The following is a 14,759-nucleotide window of genomic DNA, read 5'->3' on the forward strand; positions in this document are numbered from 1 at the left end:
TTAAACGCAGGATACAACGCCTATGAAACCACGTCAGCGCCAGGCAGCCATTCTCGAGCACCTGCAATCGCAGGGCAAATGCTCGGTCGAAGAGCTGGCGCAACACTTCGACACCACCGGCACCACTATCCGCAAGGATCTGGTGATTCTGGAGAATGCCGGGACCGTCATCCGCACCTACGGCGGCGTAGTGTTAAATAAAGACGAGGCCGACCCGCCTATCGACCACAAGACGCTGATCAACACCCACAAGAAAGCGCAGATTGCCGAGGCCGCCGTACGATACATCCACGATGGCGATTCACTTATCCTCGACGCCGGCAGCACCGTGCTGCAGATGGTGCCGTTGCTGAGCCGCTTCAATAACATCACGGTGATGACCAACAGCCTGCATATCGTCAACGCGCTTTCCGAGCTGGATAACGAGCAGACCATCCTGATGCCGGGCGGCACCTTCCGTAAAAAATCGGCCTCCTTTCACGGCCAACTGGCGGAAAACGCCTTCGAACAATTCAGCTTCGACAAGCTGTTTATGGGCACCGATGGCATTGATCTGGTTGCGGGTGTCACCACCTTTAATGAGGTGTATACCGTAAGTAAGGCGATGTGTAACGCCGCCCGCGAAGTGATCCTGATGGCCGACTCATCCAAGTTTGGCCGTAAAAGTCCCAACATTGTCTGCGGCCTTGAACGCGTGGATAAATTGATTACCGATGCCGATATTGACCCTGAATTCCAGCGGGCGCTGGAAGCACAAGGTATTGAAGTCATTATTACTGGAGAACATCATGAGTAACTTTTTGTTAGAGGCCGGACGCCAGACCCTGATGCTTGAGCTGCAGGAGGCGAGCCGCCTGCCGGAACGCCTGGGCGACGACTTCATCCGCGCGGCGGAAACCATCATCCACTGCGAGGGCAAACTGATTGTCTCCGGTATCGGTAAATCCGGCCACATCGGTAAAAAGCTGGCGGCAACCTTCGCCAGCACCGGCACCCCGGCCTTTTTCGTCCATCCGGCGGAAGCACTGCACGGCGATCTCGGCATGCTCGATAGCCGCGACGTGATGCTGTTTATCTCCTACTCCGGTAGCGCGAAAGAGCTGGATCTCATCGTGCCGCGGCTGGAAGAGAAATCCATTCCGCTGCTGGCGATGACCGGCAAATCCACCTCGCCGCTGGCGCTGGCTGCGAAAGCGGCGCTGGATATCGCCGTGGAGCGCGAAGCCTGCCCGATGCATCTGGCGCCGACCTCCAGCACCGTCAACACGCTGATGCTGGGCGACGCGCTGGCGATGGCGGTGATGCAGGCGCGCGGTTTCAATGAAGAAGATTTCGCCCGTTCCCACCCGGCGGGCGCCCTCGGCGCGCGTCTGCTGAACAAAGTGCATCACCTGATGCGCCGCGACGAAGAAGTGCCGCGGGTCAATACCGAGGCTAACGTCATGGACGCCATGCTTGAACTAAGCCGAACCGGACTCGGCCTGGTGGCTGTCTGCGATGAAGCCAACCGCGTGCAGGGCGTTTTCACCGACGGCGACCTGCGCCGCTGGCTGGTTGCTGGCGGTACGCTCAACGATGGCGTCACTCAGGCGATGACCCGCAACGGCGTGACGCTGCAGGCGGAAAGCCGCGCGGTGGAAGCCAAAGAGCGGTTGATGAAACACAAAATCAGCGCCGCGCCGGTAGTGGATGAAAACGGCCAACTGGTCGGCGCCATCAACCTGCAGAACTTTTACCAGGCAGGGATCCTTTAAGCCCCAGACGTTTCGCCAGCCGATGCAGGTTGGCGACGTCCAGTTCCAGCGCACGGGCGGTCGCCGCCCAGTTGCGCTGGTTCGCCTCCAGCGCGCGGCTAATCGCTTCTCGCTGAAAAGCTTCGGTCGCCTCGCGCAGATTGACGTTTCCCGTCGCTGGCGCCGCTGCCGCCGCTGCCGCCGTCTCAGTCGGCAACATCGGCGCCGCCACCGCAAACTGGAAATGCTGCGGCTCCAGCACCACTTCATCGCCGGCCTGGGTGGCCCGCGCCAGCACCACCGCCCGGTGAATAGCATGCTCCAGTTCGCGCACGTTGCCCGGCCAGGACCACTGCTGCAGCCTGTTTCGCGCCGCCTCAGCCAAAATGACCCGCGCCAGCCCCATCCGCAGGCGACACTGCTCACAGAAATAGCCCGCCAGCAGCACCACATCGTTTTCTCGCTCGCGTAGCGCCGGAACCGATAGCGGGAAGACGCTCAGCCGATGGTACAGATCGGCGCGAAAGCGCCCTTCCACCACCTCCTGGCGCAGATCGCGGTTAGTCGCCGCCAGCACCCGCACATCGACCCGCAGGCTGCGGTCATCGCCGACGCGCTGAATATCGCCATACTGCAGCACGCGCAGCAGTTTCGCCTGCAGCGCCAGCGACAGTTCGCCGATTTCGTCAAGGAACAAGGTGCCGTTATCAGCCATCTCAAATTTACCGCTGCGGTTGCTGATAGCCCCGGTAAACGCCCCTTTCACATGGCCGAACAGCTCGCTCTCCGCCACGCTTTCCGGCAGCGCCGCGCAGTTGAGATAGACCAGCGGATTAGCTGCTCGCGGCGACCCCTGATGCACCGCCTTCGCCACCAGCTCTTTACCGGTGCCGGTTTCGCCGCTAATCAGTACGTTTAAATCCGAGGCGGCGACGATATCGATCTCTTTTTTCAGCTGCAGCATAGGCGCCGACAGGCCGATAATCTCCTGACGCTCAGGCTGCGCGTAATCCACCGGCTGCGCCGGCAACACGTTTTGCGCCTCAAGGCGGGCGATGAGCAGCGCGTTATTCAAGGCGCCAGCCACCAGCGCGGCAATCAACCGCAGCTCTTCATCGCTGAAGCTATCGAAACGGTCGGCATCCATGCCGTCAAGGGTCAGCGCGCCAATCAGCGTCTGCCCGGCGAACAGCGGCAGGCCAACGCAGGCGTGAACCTTCAGGCTCTCATGACCGGGGATCAGCCCGTCGTAGGGGTCGGGCAAGTCGCTATCCGCCGGGAAGCGCACCACATCCCCGGCACGCGCAATCGCCTCAAGCCGCGGGTGTCCTTCCAGGGCAAAGCGACGACCAAGCACATCCTGCGCCAGGCCATCAATCGCCAGCGGCACAAACTGATGCGCCTCGTAGCGCAGCAGCGCCGAGGCATCGCAGCCGAGAATCTGCCGCAGGGTAGTAATCAGGCGCGAAAAACGGTCGGCATGACCGATATCGCTTTGTAAATCAATGGCGATTCTCGCCAACTCGTCGACGGAAAAACTCATTGCCGCTCCATTGTCATTTTGACAATACACATTGTCATAACGACTATTTTAATCATTGTCATTTTGACAGCAACTAAAATCAGAAAAAATTAAAAATAGCTAATTATCAATGAATTAAAAAGTTGGCACGCAACTTGATATAAGCCAATCAACTGAGTTTAAACACACTGTATTGATTGAGGTTGCTATGTCTATTGCGGTTAAAAATAACATTCTTTGGGTTGGCCAACGCGATTGGGAAGTGCGTGATTTCCACGGTACCGAATATAAAACGCTGCGCGGCAGCAGCTATAACAGCTATCTCATCCGCGAAGAGAAAAACGTGCTGATCGATACCGTCGATCATAAATTCAGCCGCGAGTTCGTGCAGAACCTGCGCAGCGAAATCGATCTGGCTGACCTCGACTACATCGTCATTAACCACGCCGAAGAGGACCATGCCGGCGCGTTGACCGAACTGATGATGCAGATCCCGGATACGCCGATTTACTGCACCGCCAACGCCATCGACTCGATCAACGGCCATCATCATCATCCGGAGTGGAACTTCCACGTGGTGAAAACCGGCGATACTCTCGATATCGGTAATGGTAAACAGCTGATCTTCGTGGAAACGCCGATGCTGCACTGGCCTGACAGCATGATGACCTACCTGACCGGCGACGCGGTGCTGTTCAGCAACGACGCCTTCGGCCAGCACTACTGCGACGAACACCTGTTCAACGATGAAGTAGACCAGATTGAACTGTACGAACAGTGCCAGCGCTACTACGCCAACATCCTGACGCCGTTCAGCCGCCTGGTGACGCCGAAAATTACTGAAATCCTCGGTTTCAACCTGCCGGTGGATATGATTGCCACCTCCCATGGCGTGGTCTGGCGCGATAACCCGACGCAAATCGTCGAGAAATACCTCGAGTGGGCGGCGGATTACCAGGAAGATCGCATCACCCTCTTCTACGACACCATGTCCAATAACACCCGTATGATGGCGGACGCCATCGCGCAGGGGATCACTGAAGTCGACCCGCGGGTGGCGGTGAAAATCTTCAACGTCGCCCGCAGCGACAAAAACGACATTCTCACCAACGTTTTCCGCTCGAAAGGCGTACTGGTGGGCACCTCCACCATGAACAACGTAATGATGCCGAAAATCGCCGGGCTGGTGGAAGAGATGACCGGGCTGCGTTTTCGCAATAAACGCGCCAGCGCCTTTGGCTCGCACGGCTGGAGCGGCGGCGCGGTAGACCGCCTGTCCACCCGCCTGCAGGATGCCGGTTTTGAGATGTCGCTGAGCCTGAAAGCCAAATGGCGTCCGGATATCGACGCGCTGGAACTGTGCCGCCAACACGGTCGCGACATCGCCCGCCAGTGGGCCCTCTCGCCGCTGCCGGTTGCTGAAGCAGCGACAACGCCGGAACCACAGGACTGCGCCTGTGCCGCCGCCGCGGCCGCCGATCTCGGTCCCATGATGCAGTGCAGCGTGTGCCAGTGGGTCTATGACCCGGCGAAAGGCGAACCTAACCAGGATGTACAGCCGGGCACGCCGTGGAGTGAAGTGCCGGACAATTTCCTCTGCCCTGAGTGTTCTCTTGGCAAAGATGTCTTTGACGTACTGGCGACGGAGGCAAAATGAGTGATGGCATCGTCATCATCGGCTCGGGCTTCGCGGCCCGCCAGCTGGTGAAAAATATTCGTAAGCAGGATACGCAAATTCCGCTGACGTTAATCGCCGCCGATAGCATGGATGAATACAACAAACCGGACCTCAGCCATGTCATCAGCCGCAGGCAGAAGGCCGACGATCTGACCCTGCAAAGCGCCGGCGAGTTCGCCGAGCAGTACAATCTGCGTCTGTTTCCCCATACCTGGGTAAGCGATATCGACGCCGAAAACCGGTTAGTGAAAAGCCAGGATAACCAGTGGCGCTACGACAAACTGGTGCTGGCCACCGGCGCGACGCCGTTCATCCCGCCGGTGCCGGGGCGCGAGCTGATGCTGACGCTGAACAGCCAGCGCGAATATGGCGCGGCGCAGAGCCAGCTCCGCGATGCCAAACGGGTGCTGATCGTCGGCGGCGGCCTGATTGGCTGCGAACTGGCGATGGATTTCTGCCGCGCCGGTAAAGCGGTAACGGTAGTCGATAACTCAGCCAGCGTGCTGGCGGCGCTGATGCCGCCGGAGGCCAGCAGCCGCCTGCAGCATCGGCTTACCGAGATGGGCGTACATCTGATGCTCAAAACGCAGCTTGAGGGGCTGGAGCAAACCGCCGACGGCATTCGCGTCAGCCTCGACCGCCAGCGCGCGATAACCGTCGATGCGGTGGTGGCCGCCGCCGGCCTACGCCCGGAAACGTCGCTGGCGCGCCATGCCGGATTGCAGATTAACCGCGGCGTGGTAGTCAATAGCCAACTGCAAACCAGCGATCCGGCGATCTATGCGCTCGGCGACTGTGCGGAAATCAACGGTACGGTACTGCCGTTCCTGCAGCCGATTTTACTCAGCGCCATGTGCCTGAGTAAAAATTTGCTGGCGCAAGCGGGCGAGCTCACCTTGCCGCCAATGCTGGTGAAAGTGAAAACGCCGGATCTGCCGCTGCATCTGGCCGGCGACACCCGCCGCGACGATCTGACGTGGAATATCGTGGCCGCCAAAGAGGGGCTGGTGGCGAAAGGTCTGGATGCCGAAAACCAGCTGCGGGCCTTTGTGGTGAGCGAAGATAAAATGAAGGAAGCCTTTGCGCTGCTCAAGCAACTGGTGAGGTGATTACCGTCCAGGCGCCCCTGTTTTGCCGGGTGGCGCTACGCTTACCCGGCCTACGGTCCGTGCAGCCTGCCTTTAATTTATTCCCCATGCTGGCTGCAACTGCCGGTGTTGGCGACCTCAAAATCGCTGAGACGTTCCCGGAAGGCCGGGGCAGCCCGCATGGATGCGGGCTGAGGGCCGTGTTTTGCACGGACGCTGCCTCGGCCCGACCCGAAGCCTGCCGGGATAAGTCGAAGGCACCACGAAGTGGCGATTTTGGCGGCCAGAGCCCGGGGGTACAGGGGGCGGCGACTGGCCGCCCCCTGTGCGCTCCCTGCGACACGGAAAACATATTGCAGAAAAATTAACCGGGAGCGCAATATCCTCTGAAACGACACGCGATAAACGTTTTTCTCAAGCGAAAAAGTTGCAAACCGATAACAGTATCTACAGTTCTGGTGAGGTGATGGTTTTCCCGGCTCGCGGCGTAAACGCCTTAGCCGGGCTACAGTGTTGTCCTGGTAGCCCGGCTAAGCGCAGCGCAAGCCGGGAAAATATCCCGGCTAGCGCGCCAGATTATCGTAGCCGCGCCAGCGATAATTTAGCACCGACAGCGCCCAACAAACGACGAACAGCCCCACCACCACAAACCCGGCATCGCCGAGGTTATCGTTTAACGCCCCTATCCAGCGCCACACCCCGCCGCTTAGGGCGAACTTATCCATTAACAGCCCCAGCGCTTCCAGGCCGCCGATAAACAGCGCCACCACCACCGAGGTACCGGTGATGGTCATATTATAATAGAGCTTGCGCTGCGGCTTACTGAACGCCCAGCCGTAGGCGCCGACCATCAGCACATTATCAAGCGTATCCACCAGCGCCATACCGCTGGCGAACAGCGCCGGGAAGACCATTATCGACCAAATCGAAATGCCGCTCGACGCGCCGGCGGCGGAAATACCCAGCACGCCGATTTCGGTGGCGGTATCAAAGCCGAGACCAAACAAAAAGCCCACCAGATACATCTGCCAGCTGCGGCTTATCAGCCGGAAGGTTTTGCCAAACAACCAGCTCATCATGCCGCCGCCGCTAACTATCTCATCGCTGACCTTTTCACCGCGCTTCCACGCCTGGAAGCTGCGCCACACGCTGCGCAAAATCACCAGATTGACCAGCGCCATCGCCAGCAGGAACAGCGCCGATACCGCGGTGCCAATCACGCTGCCGGTATCGTGTAGCCAGCTCATCTGCTGGCTGAAGGCGGTGGCCGTCGCGGCAATCGCCGCCGACGCCAGCACCACGATCGACGAATGCCCCAGCGAAAACCACGCCCCGACGCCAAACGGCCGCCGCCCCTGCTGCATCATCTTGCGGGTGACGCTATCAATCGCCGCAATATGGTCGGCGTCGACCGCATGGCGCAGACCGTAACCCCAGGCCAGCAGACTGGCGGCCATCAATGCCCCGCTATCGCCAAACGCCTGAAACGCCCATAGCCAGGCCAGGGCGTTCGCGGCGATAAGTCCCAGAACCAGCGCCGCCGCACGCGGCTGTTGGCGTAAAATCATCGTTATCATCTTAAATCCTTTGAGACTTCCAGCGGGCGGCGGCCACCACCGCCTGACCGTAGGCGATCGCGCCATCGCCAGCGGGAAGCTGCTGCGGCAAAAGCAAAGTAAAATCAGAAAGGTAATCGCTGAGGCGGGCGGCGAGCAGCTGATTATGCAGTACGCCGCCGCTACAAACGATTGTCGCGATCCCGCGGGAAGCGGCGCAGTCACGCGCCATCGCCGCCAGCCCGCAGGCCAGCGCATCATGAAAGGCCCAGGCTTTCTGCGCGGGCGTCGCCTGCCAGCGCAACCACTGTCGCCAGAAGGTGGATAAGTCCAGCTCGCCGCCGCGCCAGGGCAGCGTGACCGGATGGCTGACGCCCGGACAGCTGGCGGCCAGCGTCTCCAGCCGACAGGCCGCCTCGCCTTCGTAGCTCAGGCTCTCCGGCGCGCAATCCAGCGCGCAGGCAACGGCATCAAACAGCCGTCCGCAGGAAGAGGCGCGCGGCGAATTAATGCCGCGTTCGATGGCCTGCGCCAACAGCGGCCAGTTTCGCTGCCCCAGCGCGGCGGTTGGCGGGTATGACTGCCAGTCGGGAATAAATGCCAGGCACTGGGCCAACAAATTTCGCCACGGCTGGCGTGCCGCCAGATCGCCGCCCGGCAGCGCAACGGCCGGGAGGCCGCCAAGATGTTCGCATTCGCGGTAGTTCATCCGCAGGCATTCGCCGCCCCACAGCGCGCCGTTTTCCCCCATCCCGATGCCATCAAGGGTCAGGGCGATCACATCGCCGCCGTCGAGCGGCCAGCGGTGTTCCGCCAGGCAAGCCGCCGCGTGGGCATGGTGATGCAGTACCGGCTCGACCGGTAACGACATTGACGCCGCCCACTGCGTCGAGCGATAGCCGGGATGGGCGTCAACCACCACCCGCTGCGGCGCAAACGCATAAATGCTCTGCATTAACCGCAGCGCACTGCGCCACTGTTGCTCGACGCCCTCCTCGCCGAGATCGCCAAAATGCTGGCTCAGCACCGCTGCGCCGCCGCGCGCCAGGCAGAAGGTATTTTTCATATCCGCCCCCAGCGCCAGCAGCGACGGAATATTATCCAGGCCCGGCGGCAGCGGCAGCGCATCCGGCACGTAGCCACGGGCGCGGCGCAGCATCTCACCGCTTGAGCGCACCAGCGAATCGTCCATACGCTGCACGATATCGCGATTATGTAGCAAAAAACCGTCGGCGATATCGGCTAAGTCGGTGAGCGCTTCTTGATTACTCAACGCCGGAGGGCGGCCGCTGAGGTTGCCGGAGGTCAGCACTATCGGGCGCGCCAGCGCCTGCAGAAGTAAATGCTGCAGCGGATTAGACGGCAGCATCACCCCGACTTCCGCAAGCCCTGGCGCAATCTCGTCACACAGGCCGGGAACCTGCGCTTTAGCCAGCAATACAATCGGCGCGGCGGGCGAGCGCAGCAGCGCCGCCGCCGCCGCGGGTAACTCCGCTGCCGTCGGCAGCATTACCGCCAGCGGTTTTGCCGGGCGCCGTTTTCGCGCGCGCAGCGCTGCCACCGCCACGCTATTGCCGGCATCGCAGGCCAGATGAAAACCGCCAATCCCTTTTATCGCCACAATATCCCCCGCCGCCAGCCGCGCGATGGCCGCCTGCAGCGCCGCTTCAGCGAATAGCGTTAGCGTTCCCGCCCGCCACTCCAGCTGCGGGCCGCAATCGGCACAGGCCACCGGCTGGGCGTGAAAACGGCGATCGGCAGGCTCCCGATACTCGGCAGCGCAGCGCGGACACAGCGGGAACGGCGCCATCGCGGTAAAGGGGCGATCGTATGGCATGGCGCGAATAATGGTGAAGCGCGGCCCGCAGTGGGTACAGTTGATAAAGGGGTAGCGGTAGCGGCGTTCTTGCGGATCGTTCATCTCCGCCAGGCACGCCGGGCAGGTTGCGGCATCGGGAACAATCTGCGTGCGCATACTGCCGCCGCCGCTGTGGCGAATGGTGAAATCCTGAGGAAGCTTATGCCAGTGAAACGGGGTGCAGTCGGTGCTGTCAATACGCGCCAGCGGCGGACAGTGACGGGCCAACGCGGCGGTAAAACCACCGTCGTCGCCGATCAGCCTGACCAGCACGCCGTCGCCATCGTTACAGACATCGCCGCCGCGCGCCATTTGTCGCGCCAGTTGCCAGACGAAGGGGCGGAAACCCACCCCCTGCACTTTACCGCGAATGCGGATTTGCACCCCGTTCATGCGGAGTATTACCAGGCCAGCGCCGTACGGCGACGTTTTTCGAGGTTCATCTGCTCAAGCTTGTTGCGGTCAACGCAAACCAGCGCGTGCGTCGGACAGGCTTCGATGCAGGCCGGACCGCTATCGCGCTGGTGGCACAGGTCGCACTTGTTGGCTTCGGCTTTTTCCGCCATGACGTTCAACCCGGCGCCGCTGTGGCGAACGACCGGGCGCACCACCACTTCCATCGCCCCATACGGGCAGGCGACAACGCAGGTTTTACAGCCGATGCAGCGCTCCTGCATCACGTGGACAAAGCCTTTATCGCGGCTGATGGCGCCGTTCGGGCAGACGTTGGCGCATGGCGCGTCTTCACATTGACGACAGGCCGTCGCCGTCGACACATTGACGCCTTTGATCACGTGAATACGCGGCAGGAACGACTGCGGCGTCAGCGCGGCGCAATCCTGATTTTCCTGATGAGAGACCACGCAGGCCACTTCACAGGTGCGGCAGCCGATGCATTTGCTCGCATCGGCGATAATGAAACGGTTCATCCATTTCTCCAGCGGAAAGAAGTTAACGCGCCGGATTATGCATAATACGTTCCAACTTTTATTTCATTGAAATTTAAGGGAATTAAATTAACAGCCGCTGTCATCGTCACAACTGACGATGACAGATGACGACATCAGGCATGCGGGCCGCGCGCCAACGACTCGCGTTCAATCAGCTCGCCGGGGAAAGTTTGCTGATATTTAAATTCGCCGCCGTCGAGCATAAAGATCAGCCTGTTGATGCTCTCTTTCATCATTTCGGTGACCGGAATTTTAACGCTGGAGAGCGAGGGGATCACATACGGCGCCAGCGCGATGTCATCGAAACCGATCACCGATACCTGCTGCGGCACCGCGATCCCCTGCTGGTGCAGTTGCTTAATCGCGCCGATCGCCATGTCGTCATTACTGGCGACCAGCGCGCTGAAACTGACGCCGCGTTGGCTGAGCGCTTCGACAGCGGCGGCGCCGGTGTGCGGCGTCCAGCGCCCTTCAACGATCAGTTCTTGCCGCACGGGAAGCCCCTGGCCTGCCAGCGCGTCTTTATAACCAGAGAGACGCTCAACCCCGGTAGGCGAATCCAGCGAACCGGTGATAAACGCAATGTCGCGATGACCGCTGGTAATTAACTTTTCAACCGCCATCCGCGCCGAGGCTTTGTGATCGGACCATACGCAGTGGCTGGCGTGGCGGCGCAGGCGACGGTTCAGCACCACGATCGGCTGCGGATGATTGTCGATAATCTCATCCATTTCATCGACGCTTAGAAAGCGCGGATAGATGATGATCGCGTCACAGCGCAGGTCGAGCAGATACTGAATCGCCTCGCGCTCTTCTTGCGCGCTGTGTTTGCCGTCGGCCAGGATCAGCTGCCGCCCCTGATCTTCCGTCAGCCGCGCCACGTGAAACAGCAGTTCGCTGAAATAAACGCCGTGATAAAGGGTGTTGGTTACCACCAGCCCGATGGTCTGGCTTTTTTTGGTCGCCAGATTGCGCGCCAGCAGATTCGGCCGATAGCCGCTTTCGGCAATTGCCTGAAACACCCGGTCTTTGGTTTCCTGGCTGACATAGCCGTTGCCCGACAGCACCCGCGAAACGGTCGCCTTTGATACTCCCGCGCGCTTCGCAACCTCCAGCATCGTTGCCATGGGGTTCTTCCTGTAACTTAAGTTGCCTGCAGTGTACTGCACGTCTCGCCGTTTTTCAGCAGTCGGCATCGCCCTGATGTTGCTCTGCCCCTGCTTATAAAGCGATCAAAATCACAAATTTGCAAAGTGAGTTTTTTAGTTCTTGTATGACTCAATGAAACTCATCATGATTTTGTGGAACCGGTTTCCTATGCATATACCGCGCATAGCCGCCGTCAGGCGCTGGCGTGTAATCAGTACCCTATTGATAAAACAGGATAAAATCCGATGTCTAAAAATTATGCAGCCCTGGCGAACCAGATCCTGACGGCGATCGGCGGCGCAGATAACGTCGTTGCCGTGACCCACTGCATGACCCGCCTGCGCTTCGTGGTGAAAGATAATCAACGCGTGGACGCCCCGGCGCTGAAAGCGCTGCAAGGGGTACTTGGCGTCGTGCGTAGCGATAACCAGTGCCAGGTGATCATCGGCAATACCGTCTCGCAGGCGTATCGCGAGGTGCTGAATTTGCTGCCCGGCGAGTTGCGCCCGGCGGAGCCGCAAGGGAAACCGCCGCTGACCTTAAAACGCATCGGCGCCGGGATCCTTGATGCGCTGATCGGCACCATGTCTCCGCTGATCCCGGCGATTATCGGCGGATCGATGGTCAAACTGCTGGCGATGATCCTGGAGATGAGCGGCGCGTTGCCAAAGGGCTCGCCGACGCTGACCATTCTGACGCTTATCGGCGACGGCGCGTTCTTCTTCCTGCCGCTGATGGTTGCCGCTTCCGCGGCGGTAAAATTCAAAACCAATATGTCGCTGGCTATCGCCATCGCCGGGGTGCTGGTGCATCCGGGGTTCATCGAATTAATGGCTAAAGCCGCGCAGGGCGAGCACGTTGAGTTCGCCTTCATTCCGGTTACCGCGGTGAAATACACCTACACGGTGATCCCGGCGCTGGTGATGACCTGGTGTCTCTCTTATATCGAGCGCTGGGTCGATCGCATCACCCCGGCGGTGACGAAAAACTTCCTTAAACCGATGCTGATCGTGCTGATTGCCGCGCCGCTGGCGATCCTGCTGATTGGCCCGCTCGGCATCTGGATCGGCAGCGCGATCTCCGCGCTGGTGTACACGATCCATAGCTATCTCGGCTGGCTGTCGGTGGCGATCATGGGTGGACTCTGGCCGCTGCTGGTGATGACCGGGATGCACCGCGTCTTTACGCCAACCATCATTCAGACCATCGCCGAAACCGGCAAAGAAGGCATGGTGATGCCATCGGAAATCGGCGCCAACCTGTCGCTGGGCGGATCGTCGCTGGCGGTGGCGTGGAAAACCAAAAACCCGGAGCTGCGCCAGACCGCATTAGCGGCAGCGGCATCGGCGATTCTGGCCGGGATTTCCGAACCGGCGCTGTACGGCGTGGCGGTACGTCTGAAACGCCCGCTGGTCGCCAGCTTAATCAGCGGCTTTATTTGCGGCGCGGTGGCGGGGATTGCCGGGCTGGCCAGCCATTCGATGGCGGCGCCGGGGCTGTTCACCAGCGTCCAGTTTTTCGATCCGGCCAATCCGATGACTATCGTTTGGGTCTTTGGCGTGATGGCGCTGTCGGTGGTGCTCTCCTTTGTGCTGACGCTGCTGCTCGGTTTTGAAGATATCCCGGTAGAAAATGCCGCCGCTGACGCCAGACAACGCCAGGGCGCGGCCACTCACGCCTGAACACTTTTTTGAACGCGAGGTAACGCATGTCGAGTTTTCCACACGGATTTTTATGGGGCGGCGCTCTGGCCGCTAACCAGTCTGAAGGCGCTTATCTTGAGGGCGGCAAAGGGCTGACGACCGTTGATACTATTCCGCACGGCGCCCATCGCCTGGCGGTGAAGCTGGGTCAGGAGAAGCGCTTTACGCTTCGCGAAGACGAATTTTATCCAAGCCACGTGGCGATCGATTTTTACCATCGCTATAAAGAGGATATCGCCCTGATGGCGGAGATGGGGTTTAGCGTCTTTCGTACCTCTATCGCCTGGAGCCGCCTGTTCCCGCGCGGTGATGAACAACAGCCAAACCCGGAAGGTATCGCTTTCTACCGTGCGATGTTCGAGGAGTGCAGAAAGTACGGGATCGAACCGCTGGTCACCCTGTGCCACTTTGATGTACCGATGCATCTGGTGACGGAATATGGCTCCTGGCGTAATCGGAAGATGGTCGATTTCTTCAGCCACTATGCGCGCACCTGTTTTGAAGCGTTTGACGGACTGGTGAAATACTGGCTCACCTTCAATGAAATCAACATTATGCTGCATAGTCCCTACTCCGGCGCCGGTCTGGTGTTTGAGGAGAGAGAAAATCAGGAGCAGGTGAAATACCAGGCTGCGCATCACGAGCTGGTGGCTAGCGCGCTGGCGACAAAAATCGCCCATCAGGTCAACCCGCAAAACCAGGTCGGCTGCATGCTGGCGGGCGGTAACTTCTACCCGTATTCCTGTAAGCCGGAAGATGTCTGGATGGCGCTGGAAAAAGATCGTGAAAACCTGTTCTTTATCGATGTGCAGGCACGCGGCGCGTATCCGGTGTGGGCCGCGCGGGTATTCCGCGAGAAAGGCGTCACTATTGCCAAACAGCCGGGCGACGACGAAATTCTTAAAAACACCGTCGATTTCGTCTCCTTTAGCTATTACGCCTCGCGCTGCGCGTCAGCGGAGATGAACGCCAGCAACACCAACGCCGCCAATATCGTCAAGTCGCTGAAGAATCCGTATATTGCGGCCAGCGAATGGGGCTGGGGCATCGATCCGCTCGGCCTGCGCATCACCATGAACATGATGTATGACCGCTATCAGAAACCGCTATTCCTCGTGGAAAACGGGCTCGGCGCGCGCGATGAGATCGACGCCAACGGCGAAATCAACGACGACTACCGCATTAGCTATCTGCGTGAACACATCAAGGCGATGCGCGACGCCATCGATGATGGCATTCCGGTCATCGGCTATACCAGCTGGGGCTGTATCGATTTGGTCTCCGCCTCCACCGGCGAGATGAGCAAGCGCTACGGTTTCGTGTATGTCGATCGCGACGATGCCGGAAACGGCACGCTTGCGCGCAAGCGCAAGAAATCGTTCTGGTGGTATAAGAAGGTCATCGCCAGCAACGGGGCGGATCTGGAGTAGCCGGTATTGCCGGGTGGCGGCTTACGCCTTACCCGGCCTACGGCCCGTACGGCCCGTACGGCCTGCCGTTATTTTATTCACCACGCTGGCTG

The 14,759-nt window shown here is 59.8% G+C and carries 11 protein-coding genes; 6 read left to right on the plus strand and 5 right to left on the minus strand.

The window, feature by feature from the left end:
• Window positions 1-22: 22 nt before the first annotated feature.
• Window positions 23-796, plus strand: coding sequence for a glucitol operon DNA-binding transcriptional repressor SrlR (gene srlR / locus PGS10_RS22760; RefSeq protein ID WP_315711295.1), 774 nt, complete (start codon window positions 23-25; stop codon window positions 794-796).
• The gene (gene gutQ / locus PGS10_RS22765; RefSeq protein WP_316423538.1) at window positions 789-1,754 is read left to right on the plus strand and encodes an arabinose-5-phosphate isomerase GutQ; all 966 of its coding nucleotides are present in this window, start codon (window positions 789-791) and stop codon (window positions 1,752-1,754) included. Before srlR ends, gutQ begins: the two co-directional genes overlap by 8 nt.
• Here gutQ and norR read toward each other — a convergent pair.
• On the minus strand, window positions 1,717-3,276 hold the full coding sequence (gene norR, locus PGS10_RS22770) for a nitric oxide reductase transcriptional regulator NorR (RefSeq protein ID WP_316423539.1): 1,560 nt from the start codon (window positions 3,274-3,276) through the stop codon (window positions 1,717-1,719). The genes gutQ and norR overlap by 38 nt on opposite strands.
• A gap of 187 nt (window positions 3,277-3,463) precedes the next feature.
• On the opposite strand from norR, the gene norV reads away from it, so the two are divergent.
• Both norV and norW read left to right on the plus strand, forming a co-directional pair.
• Window positions 3,464-4,912, plus strand: a complete 1,449-nt coding sequence (gene norV / locus PGS10_RS22775; protein ID WP_047067143.1) for an anaerobic nitric oxide reductase flavorubredoxin — start codon at window positions 3,464-3,466, stop codon at window positions 4,910-4,912.
• Window positions 4,909-6,042 carry an NADH:flavorubredoxin reductase NorW gene (norW, locus tag PGS10_RS22780; protein ID WP_289578197.1) on the plus strand — a complete coding sequence of 378 codons (1,134 nt, stop codon included), beginning with the start codon at window positions 4,909-4,911 and terminating at the stop codon, window positions 6,040-6,042. The genes norV and norW overlap by 4 nt, the downstream gene beginning before the upstream one ends.
• Window positions 6,043-6,584: 542 nt before the next feature.
• Here norW and PGS10_RS22785 read toward each other — a convergent pair.
• The 4 genes from PGS10_RS22785 to PGS10_RS22800 form a co-directional block, all read right to left on the minus strand.
• A complete protein-coding gene (locus PGS10_RS22785; RefSeq protein ID WP_316423542.1) occupies window positions 6,585-7,598 on the minus strand; it encodes a HoxN/HupN/NixA family nickel/cobalt transporter in 1,014 nt (337 codons plus the stop codon).
• A 1-nt stretch (window position 7,599) separates the two neighbouring features.
• Window positions 7,600-9,828 carry a carbamoyltransferase HypF gene (hypF, locus tag PGS10_RS22790; RefSeq protein ID WP_316423543.1) on the minus strand — a complete coding sequence of 743 codons (2,229 nt, stop codon included), beginning with the start codon at window positions 9,826-9,828 and terminating at the stop codon, window positions 7,600-7,602.
• A gap of 8 nt (window positions 9,829-9,836) precedes the next feature.
• The gene (gene hydN, locus PGS10_RS22795) at window positions 9,837-10,364 is read right to left on the minus strand and encodes an electron transport protein HydN (RefSeq protein WP_015370036.1); all 528 of its coding nucleotides are present in this window, start codon (window positions 10,362-10,364) and stop codon (window positions 9,837-9,839) included.
• Between the two features lie 134 nt (window positions 10,365-10,498).
• Window positions 10,499-11,512, minus strand: a complete 1,014-nt coding sequence (locus PGS10_RS22800) for a LacI family DNA-binding transcriptional regulator (protein WP_058676370.1) — start codon at window positions 11,510-11,512, stop codon at window positions 10,499-10,501.
• 267 nt (window positions 11,513-11,779) lie between these two features.
• Here PGS10_RS22800 and ascF point away from each other — a divergent pair, with 267 nt between their 5' ends.
• Window positions 11,780-13,216: a PTS cellobiose/arbutin/salicin transporter subunit IIBC gene (gene ascF, locus PGS10_RS22805; protein ID WP_047044120.1), complete on the plus strand. Its 1,437-nt coding sequence runs from the start codon at window positions 11,780-11,782 to the stop codon at window positions 13,214-13,216.
• A gap of 26 nt (window positions 13,217-13,242) precedes the next feature.
• Window positions 13,243-14,667, plus strand: coding sequence for a 6-phospho-beta-glucosidase (locus PGS10_RS22810; protein WP_316423544.1), 1,425 nt, complete (start codon window positions 13,243-13,245; stop codon window positions 14,665-14,667).
• Window positions 14,668-14,759: the final 92 nt, after the last annotated feature.

Source organism: Klebsiella sp. 141153, assembly GCF_032601995.1.
Classification (GTDB): Bacteria; Pseudomonadota; Gammaproteobacteria; order Enterobacterales; family Enterobacteriaceae; genus Klebsiella; species Klebsiella aerogenes.